At 63.6% G+C, this 23,236-nt stretch carries 25 protein-coding genes; 21 read left to right on the top strand and 4 right to left on the bottom strand.

What is annotated here, in order from left to right; translation table 11 throughout:
- The first annotated feature begins 9 nt into the window (after nucleotides 1-9).
- The 8 genes from RMO23_RS05230 (at nucleotide 10) to RMO23_RS05195 (ending at nucleotide 9,875) form a co-directional block, all read left to right on the top strand.
- The gene (locus RMO23_RS05230) at nucleotides 10-996 is read left to right on the top strand and encodes an inositol monophosphatase family protein (RefSeq protein WP_309679157.1); all 987 of its coding nucleotides are present in this window, start codon (nucleotides 10-12) and stop codon (nucleotides 994-996) included.
- A gap of 329 nt (nucleotides 997-1,325) precedes the next feature.
- Nucleotides 1,326-1,841 (top strand): spore coat U domain-containing protein, encoded by a 516-nt coding sequence (locus RMO23_RS05225; protein WP_309679155.1) that lies wholly within the window; start codon nucleotides 1,326-1,328, stop codon nucleotides 1,839-1,841.
- Between the two features lie 11 nt (nucleotides 1,842-1,852).
- Nucleotides 1,853-2,533: a fimbria/pilus periplasmic chaperone gene (locus RMO23_RS05220; RefSeq protein WP_309679154.1), complete on the top strand. Its 681-nt coding sequence runs from the start codon at nucleotides 1,853-1,855 to the stop codon at nucleotides 2,531-2,533.
- A gap of 67 nt (nucleotides 2,534-2,600) precedes the next feature.
- On the top strand, nucleotides 2,601-4,964 hold the full coding sequence (locus RMO23_RS05215) for a fimbria/pilus outer membrane usher protein (RefSeq protein WP_309679152.1): 2,364 nt from the start codon (nucleotides 2,601-2,603) through the stop codon (nucleotides 4,962-4,964).
- On the top strand, nucleotides 4,961-5,455 hold the full coding sequence (locus RMO23_RS05210; protein ID WP_309679150.1) for a spore coat U domain-containing protein: 495 nt from the start codon (nucleotides 4,961-4,963) through the stop codon (nucleotides 5,453-5,455). The genes RMO23_RS05215 and RMO23_RS05210 overlap by 4 nt, the downstream gene beginning before the upstream one ends.
- A gap of 147 nt (nucleotides 5,456-5,602) precedes the next feature.
- Nucleotides 5,603-8,164: a DNA mismatch repair protein MutS gene (gene mutS, locus RMO23_RS05205; RefSeq protein WP_309679229.1), complete on the top strand. Its 2,562-nt coding sequence runs from the start codon at nucleotides 5,603-5,605 to the stop codon at nucleotides 8,162-8,164.
- 37 nt (nucleotides 8,165-8,201) lie between these two features.
- Nucleotides 8,202-9,029 carry a proteasome-type protease gene (locus tag RMO23_RS05200; RefSeq protein ID WP_309679148.1) on the top strand — a complete coding sequence of 276 codons (828 nt, stop codon included), beginning with the start codon at nucleotides 8,202-8,204 and terminating at the stop codon, nucleotides 9,027-9,029.
- A 3-nt stretch (nucleotides 9,030-9,032) separates the two neighbouring features.
- On the top strand, nucleotides 9,033-9,875 hold the full coding sequence (locus RMO23_RS05195; RefSeq protein WP_309679145.1) for an alpha/beta hydrolase: 843 nt from the start codon (nucleotides 9,033-9,035) through the stop codon (nucleotides 9,873-9,875).
- 7 nt (nucleotides 9,876-9,882) lie between these two features.
- Here the strand turns inward: RMO23_RS05195 and RMO23_RS05190 are convergent, their stop codons facing one another.
- Nucleotides 9,883-10,716, bottom strand: a complete 834-nt coding sequence (locus RMO23_RS05190; RefSeq protein ID WP_309679143.1) for an undecaprenyl-diphosphate phosphatase — start codon at nucleotides 10,714-10,716, stop codon at nucleotides 9,883-9,885.
- Nucleotides 10,717-10,898: 182 nt separating this feature from the next.
- Here RMO23_RS05190 and RMO23_RS05185 point away from each other — a divergent pair, with 182 nt between their 5' ends.
- From RMO23_RS05185 to RMO23_RS05155, 7 genes are all read left to right on the top strand, one after another.
- Entirely contained in the window at nucleotides 10,899-11,309 is a 411-nt protein-coding gene (locus RMO23_RS05185; protein WP_309679142.1) for a DUF2306 domain-containing protein, read from the top strand.
- Nucleotides 11,310-11,342: 33 nt separating this feature from the next.
- Nucleotides 11,343-12,368, top strand: coding sequence for a histidine kinase (locus tag RMO23_RS05180; protein WP_309679140.1), 1,026 nt, complete (start codon nucleotides 11,343-11,345; stop codon nucleotides 12,366-12,368).
- An 11-nt stretch (nucleotides 12,369-12,379) separates the two neighbouring features.
- Nucleotides 12,380-13,216, top strand: coding sequence for a LytTR family DNA-binding domain-containing protein (locus RMO23_RS05175; protein WP_309679137.1), 837 nt, complete (start codon nucleotides 12,380-12,382; stop codon nucleotides 13,214-13,216).
- Nucleotides 13,217-13,371: 155 nt separating this feature from the next.
- Nucleotides 13,372-14,532 carry a branched-chain amino acid ABC transporter substrate-binding protein gene (locus tag RMO23_RS05170; RefSeq protein ID WP_309679135.1) on the top strand — a complete coding sequence of 387 codons (1,161 nt, stop codon included), beginning with the start codon at nucleotides 13,372-13,374 and terminating at the stop codon, nucleotides 14,530-14,532.
- Nucleotides 14,533-14,545: 13 nt separating this feature from the next.
- Nucleotides 14,546-15,295 (top strand): DUF924 family protein, encoded by a 750-nt coding sequence (locus RMO23_RS05165; protein ID WP_309679134.1) that lies wholly within the window; start codon nucleotides 14,546-14,548, stop codon nucleotides 15,293-15,295.
- Between the two features lie 208 nt (nucleotides 15,296-15,503).
- A complete protein-coding gene (locus RMO23_RS05160) occupies nucleotides 15,504-16,067 on the top strand; it encodes a DUF3455 domain-containing protein (RefSeq protein WP_309679132.1) in 564 nt (187 codons plus the stop codon).
- Between the two features lie 278 nt (nucleotides 16,068-16,345).
- Nucleotides 16,346-16,936 carry a DUF3455 domain-containing protein gene (locus RMO23_RS05155; protein ID WP_309679131.1) on the top strand — a complete coding sequence of 197 codons (591 nt, stop codon included), beginning with the start codon at nucleotides 16,346-16,348 and terminating at the stop codon, nucleotides 16,934-16,936.
- A gap of 103 nt (nucleotides 16,937-17,039) precedes the next feature.
- Here RMO23_RS05155 and RMO23_RS05150 read toward each other — a convergent pair whose 3' ends face one another.
- A complete protein-coding gene (locus tag RMO23_RS05150) occupies nucleotides 17,040-17,510 on the bottom strand; it encodes a hypothetical protein (protein ID WP_309679129.1) in 471 nt (156 codons plus the stop codon).
- Nucleotides 17,511-17,640: 130 nt separating this feature from the next.
- Between RMO23_RS05150 and RMO23_RS05145 the strand changes: the two genes are divergently transcribed.
- From RMO23_RS05145 to RMO23_RS19680, 5 genes are read left to right on the top strand one after another with little or no spacing between them, the layout of a single operon-like run.
- The gene (locus RMO23_RS05145) at nucleotides 17,641-19,458 is read left to right on the top strand and encodes a glutamine--tRNA ligase/YqeY domain fusion protein (protein ID WP_309679127.1); all 1,818 of its coding nucleotides are present in this window, start codon (nucleotides 17,641-17,643) and stop codon (nucleotides 19,456-19,458) included.
- A 37-nt stretch (nucleotides 19,459-19,495) separates the two neighbouring features.
- Nucleotides 19,496-19,816, top strand: a complete 321-nt coding sequence (locus tag RMO23_RS05140; protein ID WP_309679125.1) for a type II toxin-antitoxin system RelE/ParE family toxin — start codon at nucleotides 19,496-19,498, stop codon at nucleotides 19,814-19,816.
- A complete protein-coding gene (locus RMO23_RS05135; RefSeq protein WP_309679123.1) occupies nucleotides 19,809-20,126 on the top strand; it encodes a helix-turn-helix domain-containing protein in 318 nt (105 codons plus the stop codon). Before RMO23_RS05140 ends, RMO23_RS05135 begins: the two co-directional genes overlap by 8 nt.
- A gap of 9 nt (nucleotides 20,127-20,135) precedes the next feature.
- Nucleotides 20,136-20,306 (top strand): DUF2283 domain-containing protein, encoded by a 171-nt coding sequence (locus RMO23_RS05130; RefSeq protein ID WP_309679121.1) that lies wholly within the window; start codon nucleotides 20,136-20,138, stop codon nucleotides 20,304-20,306.
- Nucleotides 20,288-21,298, top strand: coding sequence for a transposase (locus RMO23_RS19680; RefSeq protein WP_405041566.1), 1,011 nt, complete (start codon nucleotides 20,288-20,290; stop codon nucleotides 21,296-21,298). The genes RMO23_RS05130 and RMO23_RS19680 overlap by 19 nt, the downstream gene beginning before the upstream one ends.
- A gap of 205 nt (nucleotides 21,299-21,503) precedes the next feature.
- Here the strand turns inward: RMO23_RS19680 and RMO23_RS05120 are convergent, their stop codons facing one another.
- A complete protein-coding gene (locus RMO23_RS05120) occupies nucleotides 21,504-21,914 on the bottom strand; it encodes a hypothetical protein (RefSeq protein WP_309679119.1) in 411 nt (136 codons plus the stop codon).
- On the bottom strand, nucleotides 21,911-22,198 hold the full coding sequence (locus RMO23_RS05115) for a hypothetical protein (protein WP_309679117.1): 288 nt from the start codon (nucleotides 22,196-22,198) through the stop codon (nucleotides 21,911-21,913). The genes RMO23_RS05120 and RMO23_RS05115 overlap by 4 nt, the downstream gene beginning before the upstream one ends.
- Nucleotides 22,199-22,491: 293 nt before the next feature.
- Here RMO23_RS05115 and RMO23_RS05110 point away from each other — a divergent pair, with 293 nt between their 5' ends.
- Complete coding sequence (locus RMO23_RS05110) at nucleotides 22,492-22,866, top strand: histone protein (protein ID WP_309679115.1); 375 nt, start codon at nucleotides 22,492-22,494, stop codon at nucleotides 22,864-22,866.
- The last annotated feature ends 370 nt before the right edge of the window (nucleotides 22,867-23,236 follow it).

The following is a 23,236-nucleotide window of genomic DNA, read 5'->3' as shown; positions in this document are numbered from 1 at the left end:
TTACCATTTATGTCCAGCAATCTACACCCCATGCTCAACGTGGCCATCAAGGCCGCGCGTGCCGCCGGCGCCCTCATCAACCGTGCCGCGCTCGATGTCGAAGCGGTTCGCGTGTCGCTCAAGCAGACCAACGACTTCGTCACCGAAGTGGACCAGGCCGCCGAAGCCGCGATCATCGAGACGCTGCTGACCGCCTACCCCGGCCACGGCATCCTGGCCGAAGAATCGGGCAGCGAGCATGGCGCCAAGGACTCCGAGTTGGTGTGGATCATCGACCCGCTGGACGGCACCACCAATTTCATCCACGGCTTTCCGTTTTACTGCGTCAGCATTGCGCTGGCCGTGCGCGGCAAGATCGAGCAGGCCGTGGTCTACGACCCGACCCGCAACGACATCTACAGCGCCAGCAAGGGCCGCGGCGCCTACATCAATGACCGCCGCCTGCGCGTGGGCAAGCGCACCCGGCTGCAGGAATGCCTGGTTTCGACCGGCTTTCCCTACCGGCCCGGCGACAAGCTCAAACCCTATCTCAACATGCTGGGCGAAGTCATGAGCCAGTGCGCCGGCGTGCGCCGCGCGGGCGCCGCCGCGCTGGACCTGGCCTATGTGGCCGCCGGCAACTGCGACGGCTTTTTTGAAACCGGCCTGCAGCCCTGGGACGTGGCGGCCGGCTCGCTGCTGGTGACCGAAGCCGGTGGCCTGATAGGCAACTTCACCGGCGAGAGCGACTTTTTGCACCAGGGCGAATGCGTCGCCGGCAACCCCAAAATTTATGGTCAGCTGGTCACCACCCTGGGCAAGTACAGCAAATTTGCCGGCGCCGGCGACAAGGCCGGCGTGCGCCAGGCGCTGGCCAATAACGACGCCGCCGCCGAAGTCAGCCCCGTAGCCGCCGCACCCGTGGCCGAAAAACCCACGCTCAAGGCCAAACGAATCAAGGCGGGCGCGCCAGTCCCGGCCCTGCCCGAGCAGGAGTTGCCTGACGCGCCGTTCTAGACCCTGGATTCGACACCGGGTACGGCCCCCGGTCGCCCCACCCCCGGAAATGGCGTGGGGGAGGCTTCTTTTGCGGCGACCCGTCTCGTCACGCCAATGGACCGCCTCGATGCGCTTAAACGTCAGTTTTGGGCCGATTTTTCGTGAACTAATGCTCACTTTTTGTACAAACTGACCGAAAAAATCATTTTTATCAATTTTTTCATTGATTTATTAAACCAAACGAAGTGAAATAAGGTCGCTGTTTAAAACAGTAACTCAGGTAAAAATTAGCTGGCAAGAGAAACAGGACTCCCCAGCGACTGAGCCCTTAACTTCGGGAGGTTTTTATGAATAGCAGCACATCCGTCAAATTGGCCTCCATCGCACTTGCCGTCGCCGGCCTGGCCAGCGCGCCCGCCAGCATGGCCGCCACCGCCACCGGCTCCCTGGCCGTGAGCGCCGCCGTGCTGTCCACCTGCGTCGTGGTGTCCACACCTCTGGTCTTTGGCAACTACACGCTGGCTACGGTGGACGCTACCGGACTGATCTCGGTGACCTGCACACCCGACATCACCAGCTACAACGTGGCGCTCGGCAGCGGCACCGGCACCGGCGCCACCACCTCGGCCCGTAAACTGACCAGCGCCACCAGCAGCGACACGCTGACCTACAGCCTGTACCGCGACAGTGGCCGCACCCAGAACTGGGGTGACGTGCCGAATGTGGACACTGCAGCATCAGCCAATGCCACCACCACGGTCGGCGCCGTCAAGAGCTTCACCGTGTTTGGCCGTGTCGCTGCCGGTCAGGCCAGCGCCACCGGCAGCTATCTCGACACCGTGCAGATCAACGTCAATTACTGATCCACGCAGCCATGCTGTCACGACCTGCGCGGTGGCTAGTCGCCTGTGGCCTCTGGCTGCCGCTGGCAGCACTGGCGGCGGGCAGCATTCCGCTGGCGGTGGCCCCGGTCATCGTCAAGATGGACATGGCCACCGAGTTTGCCGCGGTCGAGGTCAACAACCGCGGCGAGCAGGCCACCGGTATCGAGGTCGAAATCCTGCGCGTGCGCTGGGTCGAGGGCCGCGAACAGTATGAGCCGACCACCGATTTCGTGGTGTCACCGCCGGCCTTTCGGCTGGCGGCCAGCAAGGGCCGGATGGTACGCTTTCGTTACACCGCGCCGCGCCAGGACACGGAGGGCTTTTACCGCCTGTTTATCCGGCAACTGCCCGAAGAAATTCCAGGCAACCAGATCAGCATGGTGTTCAACCTGGGCGTTCCGGTCTTCGTTGCGCCCACCGCCTCACGCCCGCAACTGGTGATTGCCGGCCCGTCCGGCACCAAAGGCCAGGCCGCGCTGCGCAACACGGGCAACGTCACCCTGAATCTGCTGCAGCTTGAAGGCCAGAACTGCCCTGAAGGGTCCCAGAAATTGCTGACCCGCCTGTCGCCAGACCAGCAATTGGCCCTGAAGGCCAGCCTGTCGCAATGCGCCACCGGCGTGCAGACCGATCGTGGGCTGATTCCCCTGACGGCAGCGGCCAGGCCCTGAAACGTCTTGCCATGGTGCCGCGCCGCGCCGCCGCAGTTGCCGCCGCCACTGCGGCAGGCCATTGAGCATGCAGTTTTTACCCTCGCCCGTCTGCCGTTTGGCCCTGGCGGCCGGCAGCGCGCTGCTGCTGTGCCCCGCAGCGCTTGCCGCCAGTTGCCTGGACGCCGGCCTGGCAAAAAGATCCGGCATGATCATGCAGATTCGCGAAGCCGGGCAGCCCGAACGGCCGGCCACGGTGTACCGGGATGCGGCCGGGCAGGCCTGGTTTGTTCCGCTGCAGCAGGGGCAAACCGGCCCGGGCGGTGTTGAACGCCTGAGTTGCACGCTCGACGGCGCATCCTACTGGAAGCTCGCGGCCAGCGACCCGGCGCTACAGCATGACGCGGCCCACGATGTGCTGTCGTTTCTTGACATCCACCGGGTCACCGCGGTCATCGAGGGCCGCCCGCTGGCGCAGCGGCCCGAGGCCGAAACACTGGGCAGCGCGGGCGTCAACTACCAGTTGGCCCTGAACTACCAGGGCAGCTACGCCGCCAACAACAGCAGCAGCCAGTTCAACCCCAGCGCGCTCGGGGATTTTTACGCCTACCGCGGCGGCTGGTATGCCAACACCAGCTTGGGCTGGAGCAACAACGGAAAAATTGTGCGCTACCAGAGCTACGCGCTGAAGGAGTCGCTGGACAGCGGCACTTTCCTGCGCCTGGGCGACGCGGTGAGCAAGCCCACGCTGGTCGGCGAATCGCTGCAGTTTGCGGGGGTCTCCTGGGGCACCGACCGCAGCCTGCGCCCGTACGACTACTCGCCGGTGCTGCCGACGCTGCGCAACGGCAATGTGCTGGCCGGGCCGCTGGAGGTCTTCATCAACGACACGCTGCAGTTTCAGCAGACACTGCAAAACGGCGTCTTTGACCTGCGCAACCTGCCGGCCCAGCAGGGCTTTAACAGCTACAGCGTGCGCACGCTGGACGCGCAGGGCAACCCGGTCACGGTGCAGCGGGAAATCTACCTGCCGACCTCGCTGCTGCCGCCCGGCATCGCCAGCTGGCGCGTTGACGCCGGCTTTCAGCGCGAGGATTTCATCGTCGCCAATGCGCACTATGGCGCGCCGTTTGTCGCCGCCAGCTATGCCCGCGGCCTGAGCCACGACCTGACGCTGGGGGGCCAGGCGCTCCTCGGCAAGGCGGCCTCCAGCGTGGGGCTGGAGGCAGACCAGCGCCTGTCGGACCTCTGGACCGGTCACCTGGGCCTGCTGGCCGCCAACAACACGCAGCAGCAAGGCCACGCGCTGCAGGCCCGCATCGAGGGCGGCAGTCGCGCCTGGCACCTGCTGGCCGACTGGACCCACGCGGGCAAGCCCCTGCCCGGCCTGGGCAACCGCGCCGCGCTGCTGATGCAGCGGCTGCTGCGCGCCCAGTGGCATGGCATTCCCGGCTGGAATCTGGGCCTGACGCTGGCGCAGTCGCAGCGCGAGCGGCTGGCCCGCGAGGACATCGCCTCGCTGATGGCCTCGACCCGCGCATGGGACAGCGCCAGCGTGGTGCTGGGCCTGACCGAGACCCGCGCCAACGCCAGCCGGCAAAGAAGCCTGACGGTGTCGCTGTTCGTTCCGCTGGCGCCCGGGGAAGATCACCGCAACCGCTCCTTTTATGCCAGCCAGAACAGCATCGATGGCCTGCAACTGAGCCGGGCGCAATACAGCAGCAGCGGCCAGGCGCGGCAAGACCCGAGCTGGAGCGTGGGCGCGACACGCGACGCGCGCGACGCGCTGTCGGCGCTCGATGCCTCCTGGTCCCGCAGCACCGACCGGCTGGAACTGATGGCCAGCGGCCGGGCCGGCCAGAATGATTTCAGCGGCCAGCTGTCGTTGCGCAGCGGCCTGATCTGGACGGCGGGCTCGGTGTTCGGCACGCGCCCGATCAACGGCGCGTTCGCCATGGTGAGCACCGGCGAGCCCGGCGTGGAGGTCTTTCACGAGAACCGGCCGGTCGGGCAGACCGATGCGCGTGGCCTGTTGCTGGTGCCGGACCTGCGGGCGCTGGAGGCCAACCGCCTGACGCTCGATCCCGCCAGCTGGCCGCTTCACTGGATTGCCAGCGAGGTCGAACGCCAGGTGGTCCCGCCACGCGGCGGCGGCGTGCTGGTGTCGTTCAGGATCAACGCCCAGGTCTGGCCGACCCAGACCATGATCACCCCGCTGTCAGCCAGCGGCAAGCCCTACCCTTCGGGCACCGTGGTGCATGCCGGCGGCGTCGATGACCCGCGCGAAAGCGTGATCGACCGGCGCGGCCAGCTCTGGATTGCCGAGCTGCTGCCCGCGGCCAGCTTCCGCATCAGCCAGGGCGGCCAACGCTGCAGCTACGCCATGCCGCAAGCCCAGGCCAGCGGGCAGGCCGTCATCGTCGTGCCGGCCCAATGCGAAGATCGGCCATGATCGATTCGAGCGCCATCCGCCTGCGCCTGCTGCTGTCGACCGCACTGGGCCTGTGGCTGGCGCTGTCGGGCCAGGCGGCGTCGGCCCAGGTGTGCACCACCAGCGCCGTCGCCCCGGTATTCGGAAACTACCTGAGCACCAGCCCGGGCAGCAATGCGGCGGGCTCTGTCAGCGTGTCATGCGTGGTGCCGGGTGTGCTGGGTCAGAATGTTTTCTACAGCGTCAAGCTGGGCCTGAGCGGCCAGGCGCAGGGCACGCAGCGCCGCATGGGCAGCGCTGGCAACTTCCTGGCCTACAACGTGTTCTGCGACAGCGGTTACAACCAGATCTGGGCCGACGGCACCGGCGCCAGCTGCGTCAGGACCGGCGGCCAGGCCGGCTTGCTGGGAACGCTGCTGACGGTGTACCCGCTGTACGGCCGCATTCCGGGCGGGCAGTTTGTGTCGCCGGGCAGCTACAGCGACAACATCGCGATCGAGGTGCTGTACTGAGCAGGCCAGCCCCAACCCGCATTGATAATGGCGGATTCAGCATTGCGCTGCGCCCCTTTCATCCAAAGCATGAGTGACCCCCTTCCCTTGACCGCAGAACACGCCCCCGCGGCGGCCCAGGCCAGGCCCGCCGAGCGGCACACCCCCATGATGGCCCAGTATTTCGCCCTCAAGGCGGACTACCCCGACACGCTGCTGTTCTACCGCATGGGTGACTTTTACGAGGTGTTTTTTGCCGATGCCGAAAAGGCCGCGCGCCTGCTCGACATCACGCTGACGCGGCGCGGCAACTCGGGCGGCGAGCCGGTGGTGATGGCCGGCGTGCCGTTTCATTCGCTCGAAGGCTACCTGGCCAAACTGATCAAGCTCGGTGAGTCGGTGGCGATCTGCGAACAGGTGGGCGATGTGGCGACCAGCAAAGGCCCGGTCGAGCGCAAGGTGGTGCGGGTCGTGACGCCCGGCACTTTGACGGACACCGAGCTGCTCAGCGACAAGACCGAATCGATTTTGCTGGCGGTGCACCAGGGCGCGCGCAACAGCTGCGGCCTGGCCTGGCTTAGCGTGACGCAGGGCGAAATCCATCTGGCACAGTGCGCCAGCGACGAGCTGGAACCCTGGCTGGCGCGGATTGCGCCCAGCGAGCTGCTCTACAACATCGACGTGACGCCCGCCTTTGAAGCGCGCCTGACCGGCCTGCAGGGTCCGCGCTGCGCCGCCAGCGCGCGCCCGGCCTGGCAGTTTGATGCCGCCTTGGGTGCGCGCCGCCTGCTGGAGCAGCTCAAAGTCGCCTCGCTGGCGTCGTGGAATGCCGAAAACCTGGGCGACGCCCACGCCGCCGCCTCGGCGCTGTTGGGTTACGCCGAACACACGCAGGGCCGGGCGCTACCGCATGTGCAGGGCCTGCAGGTGGTGCGCTCCGGCGAGTTGATCGAGCTGCCGCCCAGCACCCGGCGCAACCTGGAACTGACGCAAACGCTGCGCGGCGAAGACTCGCCGACACTGTTTTCGCTGCTCGACAGCTGCACCACCGGCATGGGCAGCCGGGCGCTGAAAAGCTGGCTGCTGAGCCCGCGCCGTGACCGCGCCCAGGCCGATGCCCGGCTAGCAGCCATCACCCACCTGCGCGGCGGCCTGCAGCAAACCCTGCGCGCCCGGCTCAAGGGCAGCAGCGATGTGGAACGCATCACCGCCCGCATTGCGCTGCGCCAGGTGCGGCCGCGCGAGCTGATCGCGCTGCGCCAGACGCTACAAAAAACAGAGCAGCTCACGCCTGATACATCTGGGCTGGCGGTACTTTTGACGCGTATTTTTGAAGATTTGCAGCCCCCCGCCGGTTGCGGCGAGCTGCTCGGCCGCTATCTGCTCGACGAGCCCGCCGCGCTGGTTCGCGACGGCGGCGTCATCAACCACGGCTGCGACGCCGACCTGGACGAGCTGCGCGCCATCCAGACCAATTGCGACGCGTTTTTGCTCGACCTCGAAGGCCGCGAAAAGGCCCGCACCGGCATTGCCAACCTGCGCGTGCAGTTCAACAAGGTGCATGGTTTTTACATCGAGGTGACGCAGGGCCAGCTGGACAAGGTGCCGGCCGACTACCGGCGCCGCCAGACCCTGAAAAACGCCGAGCGCTACATCACGCCCGAGCTCAAGACCTTTGAAGACAAGGCCCTGTCGGCGCAGGAGCGGGCGCTGGCGCGGGAGAAATTTCTTTACGAACAACTGCTCGACCAGTTGCAGGACTTCATTCCGGCGCTGAGCCGGCTGGCGCGCGCCCTGGCGTCGCTCGACGCGCTGTGCGCGCTGGCCGAGCGCTCGCTGACGCTGAACTGGACCGCGCCGCTGTTTGTCAGGGAACCCTGCATCGACATCGCGCAAGGCCGGCACCCGGTGGTGGAAGCGCGTCTCGCCGAGACCAGCGGCGGCGCCTTCATTGCCAACGACTGCAGCTTGAGCGGCAAGCAGCGCATGCAGGTCATCACCGGCCCCAACATGGGCGGCAAATCGACCTATATGCGCCAGGTGGCGCTGATTGTGCTGCTAGCCAGCGTCGGCTCCTATGTGCCGGCCAGCCGCTGCCGGCTCGGGCCGATTGATGCCATTCACACCCGCATCGGCGCCGCCGACGACGTGGCCAATGCGCAGTCCACCTTCATGCTGGAGATGACCGAGGCGGCGCAGATCCTGCACACCGCCACCCCGCATTCGCTGGTGTTGATGGACGAGATCGGCCGCGGCACCTCGACCTTCGACGGCCTGGCGCTGGCCGGCGGCATTGCCGCTTACCTGCACAACAAGACCCAGGCCTTCACGCTGTTTGCCACGCATTATTTCGAGCTGACCGAATTCCCGGCCCAGCACCACGGCGCCGTCAACGTGCATGTCAGCGCGGTCGAATCGGGCGCGCATATCGTGTTTATGCACCACATCGAGCCCGGCCCGGCCAGCAAGAGCTACGGCATTGCCGTAGCCAAACTGGCCGGTGTACCCGCCGCCGTGGTCAACCACGCCCGCCATGCGCTCAATGCACTGGAAACCCAGCAGGTCGAAACCCGCGCCCAGGTCGACCTGTTTGCCGCCCCGCCCGAGGCCGCGCAGCCCGAGCCAAGCGCCGCGCTGAAGGCATTGGGTACCATGGACCCTGACGCGCTGAGCCCGCGCGAGGCGCTGGAAGCGCTTTACCAGCTGAAAAAACTGGCCACCCAGGCCTGATCCCCCTTCGCACCGACTGACTACCTACTGATTTTTTATGACTTACTGCGTCGCCATCAAACTCAATGCCGGGCTGGTGTTTTTGTCCGACTCGCGCACCAACGCGGGCCTGGACCACATCAGCACTTTCCGCAAAATGATTGTTTACGAGAAAAGCGGCGACCGCTTCATGGTGCTGCTGACCGCCGGCAACCTGTCGATCTCGCAATCGGTGCGCGAGATTTTGCAGGTGGAGCACCTCAAGGACACCGAAACCGGCGAGTCCATCACCATCTGGAACGCCAAGAGCATGTTCGATGCCGCCCGCGTGCTGGGCTCGGCGATTCGCCGCGTGCATGACCGCGACGCCGCGTCGCTGAGAAGCTCCGATGTCGATTTCAATGTCTCGCTGGTGTTTGGCGGGCAGATTCGCGGTGAAGGTATGCGCCTGTTCCAGATGTATTCGGCCGGCAACTTCATCGAGGCGACCGGGGAGACGCCCTACTTCCAGGTCGGCGAATCGAAGTACGGCAAGCCGGTGCTGGACCGCGTCATCACGCCCGACACACCGCTGGCCGAGGCCGCCAAATGCGCGCTGGTGTCTATGGACTCGACCATGAAGTCCAACCTGTCGGTGGGCATGCCGCTGGACCTGGTGGTATATGAGGCCGACAGCTTTCAAAGCGACAAGCTGGTCTGCATTGACAACAGCAACCCCTACTACGCCATGCTGCACAACAACTGGGGGCAAAAGCTGCGCGAGGTGTTCGACAGCATCGAGGACCCGGTCTGGGACGACGCGCACACCGACATTCCGCTCAAAATGCCGGCCAGCCGCCACGACCCGCTCAAGAAAATCAGCAGCCCTGAAGAAAAGCTGATCTGAGCCGTGCCGACGTCCGCCAAACCCCTCATCATCTTCTCCCACGGCAACAGCTTTCCGGCCAGCACCTATGGCGTGCTGTTCAAGAGCCTGCGCAGCCGGGGCTTTCAGGTCAGGGCGATTGAAAAATTTGGGCACGACCCGCGCTACCCGGTCAGCAGCAACTGGCCGCACCTGGTGCAGCAACTGGCCGACTTCAGCGGCCACGAGGTCGAGAAAAGCGGCCAGCCGGCGTTTCTGGTCGGCCATTCGCTGGGCGGCTTTTTAAGCCTGATGTGCGCCGCCCGCAACCCGCTGCTGGGCGGCCAGCCGGTGCGCGGCGTGCTGCTGATTGACTCGCCCATCCTGGGCGGCTGGCGCGCCGCGGCGCTCAGCGTGGCCAAACGCGCGCAGCTGGTCGGCTCGATCTCGCCCGGCGCCATCAGCCGCAAACGCAAGCAGCAGTGGCTGGGCCGCGATGAGGTGCTGGCGCATTTTCGCAGCAAGAAAGCCTTTGCCCAGTGGGACGAGCAGGTGCTGATTGACTACATCGAGCACGGCACGCACGACGACCAAAACCAGGGAAATGGCCAACGCCTGCTGAGCTTTGACCGCGACGTCGAAACCCGCATCTACAACACCCTGCCCGACAACCTGGAGCGCCTGCTAAAAGCAAATCCGCTCAAATGCCCGGTGGCCTTTATTGGCGGGCGCCAGTCGGCCGAGATGAAGCAGGTCGGCATGGCCATGACCGAACAGGTCACCAAGGGCCGCATCATGATGCTGGACGGCAGCCATCTGTTTCCGATGGAAAAGCCCGAAGCCACGGCGGCGGCGGTAGAGGCCGCGCTGCGCAACCTGATGGGCTGATTGCCGGCTAAGCCGCCCAGCTCACCAGCCCGCTCCAGGCCGTGGCCAGCACCACCACGCCAAAGGCGATGCGGTACCAGGCAAAGGGCACAAAGCTGTGGCTGGCGATGTAGCGCAGCAGCCAGCGAATGCACAGCCAGGCGCTGACAAACGAAAACAGCAGCCCGACGCCAAACAGCGGCAGGTCGGCCAGCGACAACAGCGCGCGGTCTTTGTAGAGGCTGTAAACGCCGGCGCCAATCAGGGTCGGAATCGCCAGGTAAAACGAAAAGTCGGTCGCCGCCTTGCGCGACAGGCCCAGCAGCATGCCGCCGATGATGGTGGCGCCGCTGCGGCTGGTGCCCGGAATCATGGCCAGGCACTGCACCAGCCCGACCTTGAGCGCGTCCATCGTGCTCATGGCCTCGACGGCGTGAATGCGCGCCACGGCCGGGTTGCGCTGCTGGCGCTTTTCGGCCCACAAGATAATGAAGCCGCCAATGATGAAGGTGCTGGCCACCACCACCGGCGTGAACAGGTTGGCCTTGATGGCCTTGCCAAACAGCAGGCCCAGCACCACCGCAGGAATGAAGGCCACCAGCACATTGAGCGCAAACTGCTGCGCCTGTTTTTCGTCGGGCAGCGCCACCAGCGTGTCGCGGATTTTTTGCCAGTACACCAGGATCACGGCAAAGATGGCGCCGGTCTGGATCGCAATGTCAAACACCTTGGCCTTGTCGTCGTCAAACCCCAGCAGCGCGCCCGCCAGGATCAGGTGGCCGGTGGACGAAATCGGCAAGAACTCGGTCAAACCTTCAACAATGCCCATGATGGCGGCTTTGATCAACAGTGCAATGTCCACGCTGGCTCCTGAAATTGGGCTTTGATTATCGCCGCCGCTTTGGAACCTGTTCTTGCAGGCCAGCCGTTCACGCGCCAAAACCGCATTTCGTCGGCGCCGCCTGCATTTCGTCGCAGCGCCCTTTTCGCCGCGCCGGTGTTTTGGCAAAGTCAGCCCAACGCCACGCCCCTCCAGGACGCACCATGCAACTCACACCGCTCATCGCCATTCACCTGTCTGCCGCCATCACCGCCACCGTCATCGGCCCGATCGCCTTGTGGGCGCGCAAGGGCCGCACCCAGCGGCCCAAACTGCACCGCGCGTTTGGCTACGCCTGGGTCACGATGATGCTGACCACCACGATCTCGGCGCTGTTCATCCGCGACTTCACGCTGCCCAATATTGCGGGTTACACGCCGATTCACCTGCTGGTGCCGTTCACGCTGCTCCAGCTTTTTATCGCCTTCCGGCACCTGAGTCGCCGCAACATTGCCGGTCACCGCGCCGCCATGCAGGGCTTGTACGTAGGCGCCTGCCTGCTTGCCGGCGGCTTCACCTTGCTGCCGCAGCGCTATCTGGGCCAGCTGCTGTGGACGCAGCTGGGCCTGATGTGAGGCGCGCGGCATCAGCCCCGGCATACTGTCGTCATGCGCCTTCCGCCCATCCCACCCATGCTGCTGCGCGCCCTGCAAACAGCTGCCCTGAACACGCTGATTGCCCTGACGCTGACTTTGTCGGGCTTGCACGGTTTTTTGCAAAACCTCATCTATTCACAATGTATCGGCCTGAGCATCTGGGCGTTGATCGATTTCAGCCGGCTGTGGCTCATCAGGAACTGGCGCGCACAGCGCCGCTGGCTGATCCTGATCGTTCCCGCCAGCGTGGCCCTGGGTTATGCACTGGGTACGCTGGTCGCGGCCTGGCTGCTTGGCGAGGACGCCATCGCCTTCACATTTGCCGCGCCCCGCACGGTGCTGAGCCTTCTGGCGATGAGCCTGGTGGCCGGCACCGTACTCACCTACTACTTTTTAAGCCGCGAGCAATTGAACGAGGCCCGCGCCCGCGCCGAATCGCTGCAGCGCCAAGCGGCGGAAAGCCAGCTCCGGCTGCTGCAAACCCAGCTCGAGCCGCACATGCTGTTCAACACCCTGGCCAATCTGCGGGTGCTGATTGACACCGACGCGGCCCGCGCCACCGCCATGCTGGACCGCCTGATTGCCTACCTGCGCGCCACCCTGCAGGCCTCGCGCACGCCCACGCACCCGCTGCAGGCCGAGTTTGACCGGCTGCAAGACTACCTGGCGCTGATGGCGGTGCGCATGGGGCCGCGCCTGGCCTACACGCTTGATCTGCCGGCGGAACTGGCGACGCTGCCGGTGCCCACGCTGCTGCTGCAGCCGCTGGTCGAAAACAGTATCAAGCATGGCCTGGAGCCGAAAATTGAAGGCGGCCGCATCAGCGTCAGCGCGCGGCGCGAGCAGGGCGCGCTGCTGCTGGAAGTGGCCGACACCGGCGTCGGCCTGATGGGCGCGCCTGAAGACGGTCAAAGCTTTGGCCTGGCCCAGGTGCGGGAGCGCCTGGCCACCGCCTACGGCAGCCAGGCCGCTATCGATTTAATAGCTGAACCCGCAGGTGGCACCAGGGCCAGCATCCGGTTTCCTTTACAACCATGAGCCCGACACCGATGACCACCGCCCTGATTGCCGAAGACGAGCCGCTGCTGGCGCAGGCCTTGCAGGCCGAACTGGCGCGCGCCTGGCCGGGCCTCAAGGTGCTGGCCACGGTGGGCGACGGCGCCGCGGCCGTGGCGCGGGCGCTGGCGCTGCAGCCCGACGTGCTGTTTTTTGACATCCAGATGCCGGGCCTGAACGGGCTGGACGCCGCCGCCGAGCTGGCCGACGCCTGGCCCGCGCCGCAGCAGGCGGGTGGCAAGCCCTTTCCGGCGCTGGTGTTCGTGACCGCCTATGACCAGTACGCGGTGCAGGCCTTTGAAGCCCAGGCGATGGACTACCTGCTCAAGCCGGTGCAGCCCGCCCGATTGCAAAAAACCGTGCAAAAAGTGCAGCTAGTCCTTATGCAGCGTGCGCATAGCGCTATCAATTCAGAAGCAGAACTGGAGCACACGCTGGGCCAGTTGCGCGCCCTGCTGGCGCCCGCCTCGGCAGCCGGCATGGCCGCCGGCAAACCGCTGCAGATGATTCAGGCCAGCCAGCCGGGCTCGCAGGGCGGCACGATCCAGATGATTCCGCTTGCCGAGGTGCTGTATTTTGAAGCGGCCGACAAATACATTCGCGTGCTCACCGCCGATGCCGAATACCTGATTCGCACCCCGCTCAAGGAGCTGCTGCCGCAGCTCGACGCGCACACCTTCTGGCAGGTGCACCGCGGCACCGTGGTGCGCGCCAGCGCCATAGCCAGCGTGCAGCGCGACGACAGCGGCCGGCTGACCCTGACCTTGCGCGGCAGCCCCGACAGGCTGGCCGTGAGCCGCCTTTACAGCCACCTTTTCAGGGCAATGTAAGGCTTTGGCTTTGCTTTTATTTTGCTTTGACTGCTTGCAGGACATTAGCCAAATGAATCGACCCGCTCATTCCGTAAAAGCAGGTTAAACCCGCTACGAATTCGCGCGCTTGGAACCTACATTCGGCAGCACCTCAATCAACGAAGCGCTCACTGATGTACCACGTCATTTCTCACCGCCTGGCCCTGGCCACGCTGGCCGCCAGTCTGTTCATGGGCGCTGCCCTGCTGAGCGGCTGCGACAACCCGCCCGACACCATCAAAATTGGCGTGGCCCAGCCCCTGACGGGCAACCTGGCCGCGCTGGGCCAGGACCTGCACAACGGCGTCAAGCTCGCCGTGGCCGAACTCAACAAGGAAGGCTTCAAGATCAAGGGCAAGCCCGTCACGATTGAAATCGTGGCGATGGACGACCGCTCCGACGCCGCCACCGGCAAGCAAGTGGCCCAGCAGCTGGTGGACGCGGGGGTCGTCGCCGTCATCGGCAACCTCAACTCGGGCGTGAGCATCGAGTCGGCCCCGATTTACGCCACCAAAGACATTGCCCAGCTGGCGATATCGACCAACCCCAAATTCACGCAACTCGGGCTGGCCACCACCTACCGCCTGGTCGCCAACGACATGCTGCAGGCGAAAGCCATCGGCTCGTTCGCCGCCAACCAGCTCAAGGCCGCCAAATATGCGGTGCTGGACGACGGCACGCCGTATGGCAAGGGCCTGGCCGAAGGCGCGGCGGATCAGCTCAAGCTGGCCGAAAAGGAAATCACGCTGCGCCAGTCGTTTGACGACAAGACCACCGCCTTTGACGAACTCGCCGCAAAGCTCAAGCAGGACAAGGTCGAGGTGGTCATCACCACGCTGAACGACTTTCAGGTGCTGGCCCTGCTCGAGGCGCTGAAAAAAGCCGACTACACCCAGCTCAGCATCCTGGGCGGCGACACCATCAAGACCCCCACCATGCTCAAGGGCATTGGCATGGTCAAGGGCCTGTATGCCACCTCGCCGATTCTGGATGCCAAGGAGTTTGTCAACGGCAAGGTGTTTTTGGCCAAATACCTGGACGCCTACAAGGTGGAGCCGGCCTACGGCGGCCACTACACCTACGATGCGATGTACGTGCTGGCCGGCGCCATGCGGCGCGCCAATTCGGTTCAGCCCAAAAAGATCACCGAAACCCTGCGCAGCTTTGACGGCTACGCGCCCGTCACCGGCTCCATGAAATGGGACGGCGTGGGCGAGCAGCGCTACGGCGTGGTCGGGGTGTATGCGGCGCGCAAGGGCGCCTGGGATTTGCAACTGCGCTCTGACCGCTGGTAAGCTTTCGGCCACCATGACCCCGCCCATCAGCCACCCAAGCGACAGCACGCCCAACACCGCCACCCCCGCCGAAATTCTTGAATTCTGGCTAGGCGACGGCATGAGCAACTGGCCCCCACGCTTGCCACCTGCGGGTGCTACGCTGCCCCCCGAGGGGGCTGTGTCTGCTGGGGGCGGCCCGGCGCCGACACCGGGCTGGCCGACGCAGGACCTGGGCACGCGCTGGTTTGGCGGCGGCGCGACGCTGGACCAGGACATCACCACCCGCTTTGGCGCGCAGGTGGCGCTGGCGGTCGACGGCGGCCTGCGCGACTGGGAACAAACGGACGAACTGGATGGCCCGCAGCCGCTGGCCCGGCTGGCGCTGGTGATTCTGCTCGACCAGTTCTCCCGCAACGTGTTTCGCGGCACCGGGCGCGCCTTTGCCGGCGATGCGCGAGCGCAGCGGCTGGTGCGGGACATGCTGGCCCGGCAGGCCGACCAGGCGCTGCCCTGGGTCGCCCGCGTGTTTACCTACATGCCGCTGATGCACGCCGAAGATGCGGCGCTGCAAGGCGAATGCGTGGCCTGCTTTGCGCGCCTGCTGGCCGACGCGCCCGAAGCGCTCAAGCCCAGGCTGCAGGGCAATCTTGACTTTGCGCGCCAGCACCAGGACATCATTGCCCGCTTTGGCCGCTTTCCGTACCGCAACGCGGCGCTGGGCCGGGCCAACACGCCCGAGGAACAGGCCTTTTTGCTCAAGGGTCCGCGCTTCGGTCAGTAGAGCAGGCGTGGCGCCGCCGCGTCCGCTGCCTCGGCAAAAAAATTCAATTTTTTTTGCCTCACCCCGCATTTTCCTGAATCCAGTCCCGCAGCCGGCGCCGTATTAGCTCCAGGACGGTCGAACGCTGCCTGCCTACCAGCTCGGGCCCGACCGTCTTGCCGATGCCGGCCTCCCTTGGGCCGGTCAACAAAAACTCAGGAGTTTAAAAATGATGTCACGTACCGCCACCGCCTGCGCTTCCGTTTTGCTGGTCTCGCTGCTGGCCGCCTGCGGCAGCATGTCGCCCATGATGCCGATGAAGCCCCTGTATTCGCAGGCCATGCTGCCCGCCACCGTTCAGGTGCCGGCCGGCAACAAGGTCGCCATGGAAACCGTGGGCGTGGGCGACATCACCTACCAGTGCAGCCCCAAGAAAGACATGGCCGGCCAGTTTGAGTGGGTGTTTGTCGGCCCCGATGCCAGGCTCAATGACCGCAGCGGCAAACAGGTCGGCAAGTACTACGGCCCGCCGGCCACCTGGGAAAGCCTGGACGGCTCCAGGCTGACCGCCACCCAGGTCGCCGTCGCCGCCAATGGCGCCGGCAACATCCCGACGCAACTCGTCAAGGCCAACCCGGCCATGGGCAGCGGCGCCATGAGCGGCGTCACCTACATCCAGCGCGTCGACACCAGGGGCGGCGTGGCCCCGGCCATGGCCTGCGCCGCCGCCAATGCGGGCAGCAAGCAGGTCGTGCAGTACCAGGCCGACTACATCTTCTACAAGGCGATGTAACAACGAAGAAAGAACGAAGAAAGAACGAAAACCGCCTTGTCGACAGGCTCCTCCGTTCTTCCCGCTTTTTTTGATTGGTCCCAAGCGTGAGCAGCCAGCCCTGAAGTTAGGCGGGGCTGGCTTTGTGGCCCGCAGGCCCGGCCGCAAGGCTGGCCCTGCGGTTTTTTTACGTCAGGTCATGCCGCCATCCCGCAGCGCCTGGGCGCAGCGTCCTACAGGCCCAGCGGCGCTTTCAGGGTGTACTGGCCTTCGAGTTCAACTACACACCGAGGAAGCACATGAGAAGCACACACAACACCCTGTGGGCCTACAGCAAGGGCGCCGCCGTCACGCTGGCCATGGTCACCGGCACCGCCGTCATTCTGGCGGCCTGCTCCAGCGTCAAGCCGCCACCCAAGGAATTTACCCAGGAAAAGGTTGACGACCAGATCATGGTGCCCGCGGGCCATGTGGTGGCGCTGGAAACCACGGCCACCGGCCTGCTCAACTACGAATGCAAGGCCAGCGCCGGCACGCCCGCCGCCGTGGGCTGGGTGCTGGTCAGCCCGCAGGCCGACCTGGTGGACCGCACCGGCAAACAGGTCGTGAAATATTCGGGCCCGCCCGCCACCTGGATGCACAGCGACGGCTCCAGCGTCGTCGGCCAGCAAATTGCCATCGCGCCACGCGTGGGCGCCACCCACCTGCCCTACCAGTTGTCCAAGGGCACACCGGGCGCCGGCGTTGGCGTGCTGCAAAACGTCACCTACATTCAGCGCCTTAAAACCAAGGGCGGCCGGGAGTTTGTCAAAAACTGCACCCAGAACGACCTTGGCGCCAAGCTGACCCTGCCCTACCAGGCCGACTACATTTTCTGGAAAGCCGCTTAAGGCCTGACAAGCCGCCCGGCTTGCCCCGCCCCAACGCAAAAAGCCTGCATCAAGCAGGCTTTTTGCTGGGTGCAGCATTTACATGCTGCAAACCGGTTCGGGATTAACGCTGGTAGTACACCGGCGCATAACCGGCAGAGCCCCAACCGGCGCCATTAACCGGGCCAAGGCCCTGGCGGTAACCACGTCCACCGCGGTCGTCATCACGGTCATGGTCGCGGCCATGGTGTTTGTTCCAGCCATGGCGGTAGCCGGGCTGCACGTACACCACCTGCGGCTGACCGTAGTAGCTCTGGTAGTGAGGGCGGGGCTGCACATAAACCGGTGCAGGCTGGTAGTAAACCGGGGCCGGCTCGTAGTAAACCGGCGCGGGTTGCACATAAACCGGGGCCGGGGCGTACACCGGGAAGGCATTGCCGACGTTAACCGACACGCCCGGCGAGCCCACGCCGACCGACCACGCGATGTTGTCGCGGGCCTGCGCGGCACCGGCAAAGCCCAGCGCTGCAAGCGCCAGGGCGCCCGCGGCGCCGGCAAAAACAACAGAGCGGCTGGATTTATTGGCAGTTTTCAAGATTCTCTCCTTACCGGGCAGAAGTGCCCATGTGCTTATTAAACGCGGCAGACGGCCATGCGCTTACCGTACGCCCCGTTAAGAGCGTTGCCAAACGTAACGCTGTGGTGTAACCGCCTAAAATCACCGCATGACTTCCCCCGCCCCCTCCAAAGCCTTAGCCCCTGCTGACAAAGAAGCCCACAAGCCCAGCAACTTTTTGCGCCAGATCATCGAAAAAGACCTGGCCGAAGGCACTTACGCCAGCCGCCGCTGGGGCGGCAGCCCGGGCGATGCCGCCCACCACGCCGCCGGCCAGCCAGATGCGGCCAAGGTGCGCCTGCGCTTTCCGCCCGAGCCCAACGGCTACCTGCACATTGGCCACGCCAAAAGCATTTGCCTGAACTTTGGCCTGGCGCGCGACTACGGCGGCGTGTGCCACCTGCGTTTTGACGACACCAACCCCGAAAAAGAAGACACCGAATACGTCAGCAGCATCATGGACGCGGTGAAATGGCTGGGTTTTGGCTGGGAAAACAACGGCCCATCGGGCAATGAGTGCAATTTGTACCAGGCCAGCGACTACTTCGACTTCATGTACCGCGCCGCCGAATACCTGATTAAAGCCGGCCACGCCTACGTGGACGAGCAAACCGCCGAACAAATGCGCCTGAGCCGCGGCGACTTTGGCCACCCTGGCACCGACAGTCCGTTTCGCAGCCGCACGCCCGAGCAAAACCTGGCCCGCTTTCGCGAAATGCGTGACGGCCGGCATGAAGACGGTTCCATGGTGCTACGCGCCAAAATCGACATGGCCAGCCCCAACATCAACCTGCGCGACCCGGCCATTTACCGCATCCGCCGCGCCACGCACCACAACACCGGCGACAAATGGTGCATTTACCCGATGTACACCTTTGCGCACCCGATCGAGGACGCCCTGGAGCAGATCACCCACAGCATCTGCACACTGGAGTTTGAAGACCAGCGCCCGTTTTACGACTGGCTGCTCGACCGCCTGTGCGAAGGCGGCCTGGTTGCCACGCCGCACCCGCACCAGTACGAATTTGCCCGCCTCAACCTGACCTATGTGCTGACCAGCAAACGCAAACTGGCACAACTGGTGTACGACCACAAAGTCAAGGGCTGGGACGACCCCCGCATGCCCACCATCGTCGGCCTGCGCCGGCGCGGCTACACCCCCGAAGCGCTGCAACTGTTTGCCGAACGCATAGGCGTGACCAAGAGCGACAGCTGGATCGACTACAGCACGCTCGAAGGCTGCCTGCGCGAAACCCTGGACACCAGCGCCCCGCGCGCCATGGCCGTGCTCGACCCGATCAAGCTGGTGCTGACCAATTGGGACGAGGTGATGGGCGCCGGCAAGCTCGATGATTGCTCCGCCCCCATTCACCCGCACCAGCCCGAGCTGGGCAAACGCAGCTTCAAAATCGGCAAGGAAGTCTGGATTGAACGCACCGACTACGAAGAAACGCCGCCCAAGGGCTTTTTCAGGTTGTTCCCGGGCAATAAGGTGCGGCTGAAATACGGCCACGTCATCGAATGCAGCGGCGCTATCAAAGATGAAGCAGGAAACGTAACGTCCGTGCTGGCTACGCTCATTCCCGACACCAAAAGCGGCACCCCCGGCTCGGATTCCGTCAAGGTCAAGGGCGTGATCACCTGGGTCGGCGTGAACGATGCGGTGCAGGCCGAAGTGCGCCTGTATGAGCGCCTGTTTGTGGAAGCCCACCCCGAAGCCGGCGGTAAGGACTTTATTGAAAACCTGAATCCCAACAGCCTGAAGGTGCTGCAAGCCGTGGTCGAGCCCTCACTGGCTGCGGCCAGGGCCGATGACAAGTTCCAGTTTGAACGGCATGGCTACTTTGCGGCGGATCGGGTCGATCATGCGGCGGGCAAGCCGGTGTTTAATTTGGCGGTGGGGTTGAAGGATTCTTGGGGGAAATGAACCATCAACTACGGCAAAGCCGTATAATTCAAACTTTATGCTGACCATCGTTGAAACGCCACTGTTTCAGGGCTTGTGGCCAGACTACTGGAGCGAGGACGAAAGAGGTGAATTTGCATCCTGGCTTGCTTACTCGCCTGATGCGGGTGACGTGGTGCCGGGAAGCGGCGGTGTGCGCAAGGTACGTTGGTCGCGCAGAGGCGCAGGCAAACGCGGTGGCGTACGCGTTGTGTATTTCAACAGGCTTGCCAATGATGAGATTTGGTTAATTCTGATTTACGCCAAAAGCGCGCAGGACAATGTGCCTGCCAACGTGCTGAAGCAACTTAAACAGGAGATCGAAGATGCCCATGACTGAGAAGCAACTACTGGCACGCGATGCCAAACGCGACATCGGCGCAGAACTTTTGTTGTCGGTGCGTCAAATGAAGGCCGGCAAAGGCAAGGTTGTTGCCCGCGTCGACGTGCCTGCCGTGACGGTTGCCCGCCTGAAGTCTGGTCTTTCGCAAGGCGACTTTGCCAATCTGCTGGGTGTATCAGTACGCACCCTGCAAGACTGGGAGCAAGGCCGCAGGCAACCGTCAGGCGCGGCGCGTACGTTGATCACCATTGCAGAGCAGCAGCCCAAAGTGTTGAAACAGGTTTTAAAGAGCTTGGCCGCCGCGTGAGCCTCAACCATGAAAAGCATTTATTTCGAGAACGACGATATCCTGCAAATCCGCGTATCGGACAAACCGATCGTGCGCGAAATTTCGCAAGGCTGGCATACCAACATCAGTTGTGCCGAAGACGGCTCGATTGTTGAGATCGTGCTGCTTGCATCGTGCACATGGTGCGCCACAGCCTGAACTACGTGAGCTGGAAACTGCGCAAGGTGGTTGCCGCCGACTTGAAAACCATCTATGCCGCGTCCACTGTGGACGAGGCGCAAATCCGGCTGCAGGAGTTCGATGACAAGTGGGGTGCTGACTACCCCACCTGTGCGCGCGAGGTGGCGGACATCTGGCGAAGGACATCGGACTTCCGTGGTGCCCAGATGGTGTTTTGCGATCTGTCATCGCCCAAGGGGGGCAAGGGCTTCATCCGGTCACTGGAAGATGTGGAACTGGCGACGTTGTCATATGCCGAGGTCAAAGCCTTGGCCTCGGGCAATCCGCTTGTCATCGAAAAAGCTGGTGTGGACGCAGAGGTGGCCAAACTCTCGACGCTGTTCTCGCTGCGGCGCAATCAGCGCTACGTCAACGAAAGTGAAGTGGGGCGGCTTCCGATGATGATCGAGGCGCTAGCGAAGAAGATTGCGCTGTATGCCCAGGACGTGGCGCGTATCGAGCCGCAAACCATGCAAGGCATTGCCCTGGAACTGGCGGGTCGACCGGTCACCGGGCCGGACGCCGTGGGCGAGGTCCTGCGGGGCTTGGTCAAGGCAGCCAAAGAAGAGGTGCGCACCGGCACCCGCATGATTGAACGGGTGGTTGGCCGCTTTGGTGGGTTTGATCTGGGCATCCTGGCGGCACGCGGCGAGGAAGTGCCCAACCTGTACCTGTCTGGCCATTGCCTGTACAACGCGGAGCCCTACCAGACGGGACCCGCCCTCGTGGCTGGCCTGATGGCGGCACTGGAGTCGGTGTCCAAACACCACGCCGATGGCGTTGCGCAATTGGAGGTGCGGCGCAAGCGGCTGGACGACATCCGGCTGGAACTGGCACGGACCTTCGAGCACGAAGGGCGTCTGGTGAATCTGCTCGCCCGTCAGCGAGAGCTGCTCAAACAGCTTGATCTGGACAAGGATGAGATGGGCAGCGCGAAAGTCGATACCGAAGAGGTTAGACAGGTCGCTTGATCAAGTTGCCCCCATGGCTGAAAGGCGATGGGGGTCTTTTTTTGTGCTTGTTTATCCACAGAGGCTGTGGACAAGCAGGTCACGGCAAGCCGACAACCCGCGTCTGGCAATGTACGACTGGCCTGCCCGCAAATTGGGCACGCCCAGAGAACGCGCTGCAAAACTTTCGACAGTGATCAACCAATGCCGACGTCAGCCCCCTGACTTACCCGTTGGCCGCCTGAAATGCGGCTTGCACAGCGCGCACCAGCGAAGGATGCAGGGTGCCAAGCTTGGGCGTCTGGCCATGTGATGCCGCAGGCGGCACCGAGAACCACTCTGTCGTGTATGGCAGATCGAGCGCTTGCTTTAAATCGAACTTGGTGTCATAGCTGAGACCCGCTGCCTCATAAGCCGCCAGATTGCGGTCACGCAGGACGGCAAATTCGCCTCGGTGCAGGGTGTTCGTGCGTTGGCTGGTACCGTAGGCAACTCGAACGTGAAACTGCGGCGCATCGTCATCAAATACCGCCAGAATCAGCGCTGGCCGTGGCTTCGGGCGCGGGTTGACATCGTCGGGAAAGTGGCACCAAACAATTTCGCCAGCAGTAGGTTCGTCCCACCACTGAGGCATCATGCCAACTCGACCTCAAACAGGCTGGAGCGTACAGAACGCTTCTTGCCCTGCGGGACACGCTTCTTGATTTGGCGAACTTGGGCGGCAGTCAGCGGCCCCTCATCCGCCTCGTACTGCGGCAGCAGCTTGACGGCCATTGTGTGCAGTGCAATGTGGATAGCCTGAGTCTCATCGACGCCCAGTCGTTCCGCCACGCGTTTTGCGGTTTCGCGCGTCACGCCCGTGGCGCTGTCGACGGTACGGTAGCGGAAGGCGATCTGGTCGGCAGCAGCACGGGTGCTCATGATGGCATCTCCTTGGTTTGGATATCTTTAAGATATCTTAAAAGGCATCCCTTGTCAAGGCCTATCACCCCGTCGTCCACATCGCGGAGTTCATTTCCCGGAATTGCCGCGTCAAACAGCCCGAATCCTCATGCGATTGCGAAAGCAGCCCCGTCGCCACGAACCGCCTGGGCTTGAACGGTTGAATCTTCCCATCGGCCAATGCAAAGACTATCTGCAAGCTGGATTGAATCCATGTCGACGTCTACAGACGACACGTAAATTCCAGATCATCAAAATATTGAGGACAATACTTGCCTGGCAAAAACGTTTGGCCAGATAACAAAATAGGAATACAAACGGCAACTGCGAAGAAAATGGCTCCCAAGGCTGCAACGACAACAAAGAAGGTAACGGCTCCCGCGAAGGCACCAAAGCCCGCTGCAAAGGCCCCAACAAAAAAGGCGCCCGTGTCCAAGACAGCCAAGGCCATTGCAAAACTAACGGCAAACATCGCCAAGCTGACCGAGCGTAAAAACAAGATCGCAGCTGAAATCAGCACCCTGCGTGATCAGCGCGCTGCACTGAAGGTTGCTCCTGCTGTTGCAGCGCCTGCAGCGCCCAAGGCAAAGACTGCTCCTAAAGCGGCTGCCCCCGCCAAGAAGGCAAAGCCGGCTGCAAAGAAGTAATTTGGATGCGCGACCCTGTCGCCAATTAGAAAAGGCCTCGCGGGGCCTTTTTTTTCGTGCGCAGAAATCTGGCGAGCAGACTGCCTGGGATTTACCTACCAGCTTGCGCGTCACCATCTCGGATCGGGGTCCATGTTTGCCACAGAGACAACGGGACATGATCGAACTCCCCGAAAACGGTGCTGTCGCAAAGAGAGGCCCGTCAATTGATCTGCCGAGCTCGTCATGCGTAAGCGGGTGGGCAACACATCTTGAGTCGAAGCTGAGTTCAAGAGAAAGTGTGCACGATGAAGATCATGCACACCATGGCGAGCGAGGCTAACGCCACTCGTCCCAAACGACGCATTTACAGCTCAGAGCTCAAGACCCA

The sequence above is a fragment of the Polaromonas sp. genome, from assembly GCF_031411155.1.
In the GTDB taxonomy this organism is placed as follows: domain Bacteria; phylum Pseudomonadota; class Gammaproteobacteria; order Burkholderiales; family Burkholderiaceae_C; genus Polaromonas.
Note: the sequence above shows the minus strand (reverse complement) of the source record. Positions and strands in the feature narration are given on the sequence as shown.

Excerpts from the sequence above, each read along its gene's own strand:
- RMO23_RS05145 (WP_309679127.1), top strand. The coding sequence starts at position 17,641 with ATGACTTCCCCCGCCCCCTCCAAAGCCTTAGCCCCTGCTGACAAAGAA.
- RMO23_RS05230 (WP_309679157.1), top strand. The coding sequence starts at position 10 with ATGTCCAGCAATCTACACCCCATGCTCAACGTGGCCATCAAGGCCGCG.
- RMO23_RS05115 (WP_309679117.1), bottom strand. The coding sequence starts at position 22,198 with ATGAGCACCCGTGCTGCTGCCGACCAGATCGCCTTCCGCTACCGTACC.
- RMO23_RS05180 (WP_309679140.1), top strand. The coding sequence starts at position 11,343 with ATGCGCCTTCCGCCCATCCCACCCATGCTGCTGCGCGCCCTGCAAACA.
- RMO23_RS05130 (WP_309679121.1), top strand. The coding sequence starts at position 20,136 with ATGAAAAGCATTTATTTCGAGAACGACGATATCCTGCAAATCCGCGTA.
- RMO23_RS05185 (WP_309679142.1), top strand. The coding sequence starts at position 10,899 with ATGCAACTCACACCGCTCATCGCCATTCACCTGTCTGCCGCCATCACC.
- RMO23_RS05120 (WP_309679119.1), bottom strand. The coding sequence starts at position 21,914 with ATGATGCCTCAGTGGTGGGACGAACCTACTGCTGGCGAAATTGTTTGG.
- RMO23_RS05165 (WP_309679134.1), top strand. The coding sequence starts at position 14,546 with ATGACCCCGCCCATCAGCCACCCAAGCGACAGCACGCCCAACACCGCC.
- RMO23_RS05140 (WP_309679125.1), top strand. The coding sequence starts at position 19,496 with ATGCTGACCATCGTTGAAACGCCACTGTTTCAGGGCTTGTGGCCAGAC.
- RMO23_RS05215 (WP_309679152.1), top strand. The coding sequence starts at position 2,601 with ATGCAGTTTTTACCCTCGCCCGTCTGCCGTTTGGCCCTGGCGGCCGGC.
- RMO23_RS05175 (WP_309679137.1), top strand. The coding sequence starts at position 12,380 with ATGACCACCGCCCTGATTGCCGAAGACGAGCCGCTGCTGGCGCAGGCC.
- RMO23_RS05160 (WP_309679132.1), top strand. The coding sequence starts at position 15,504 with ATGATGTCACGTACCGCCACCGCCTGCGCTTCCGTTTTGCTGGTCTCG.
- RMO23_RS19680 (WP_405041566.1), top strand. The coding sequence starts at position 20,288 with ATGGTGCGCCACAGCCTGAACTACGTGAGCTGGAAACTGCGCAAGGTG.
- RMO23_RS05155 (WP_309679131.1), top strand. The coding sequence starts at position 16,346 with ATGAGAAGCACACACAACACCCTGTGGGCCTACAGCAAGGGCGCCGCC.
- RMO23_RS05220 (WP_309679154.1), top strand. The coding sequence starts at position 1,853 with ATGCTGTCACGACCTGCGCGGTGGCTAGTCGCCTGTGGCCTCTGGCTG.
- RMO23_RS05170 (WP_309679135.1), top strand. The coding sequence starts at position 13,372 with ATGTACCACGTCATTTCTCACCGCCTGGCCCTGGCCACGCTGGCCGCC.
- mutS (WP_309679229.1), top strand. The coding sequence starts at position 5,603 with ATGATGGCCCAGTATTTCGCCCTCAAGGCGGACTACCCCGACACGCTG.
- RMO23_RS05135 (WP_309679123.1), top strand. The coding sequence starts at position 19,809 with ATGACTGAGAAGCAACTACTGGCACGCGATGCCAAACGCGACATCGGC.
- RMO23_RS05225 (WP_309679155.1), top strand. The coding sequence starts at position 1,326 with ATGAATAGCAGCACATCCGTCAAATTGGCCTCCATCGCACTTGCCGTC.
- RMO23_RS05210 (WP_309679150.1), top strand. The coding sequence starts at position 4,961 with ATGATCGATTCGAGCGCCATCCGCCTGCGCCTGCTGCTGTCGACCGCA.
- RMO23_RS05200 (WP_309679148.1), top strand. The coding sequence starts at position 8,202 with ATGACTTACTGCGTCGCCATCAAACTCAATGCCGGGCTGGTGTTTTTG.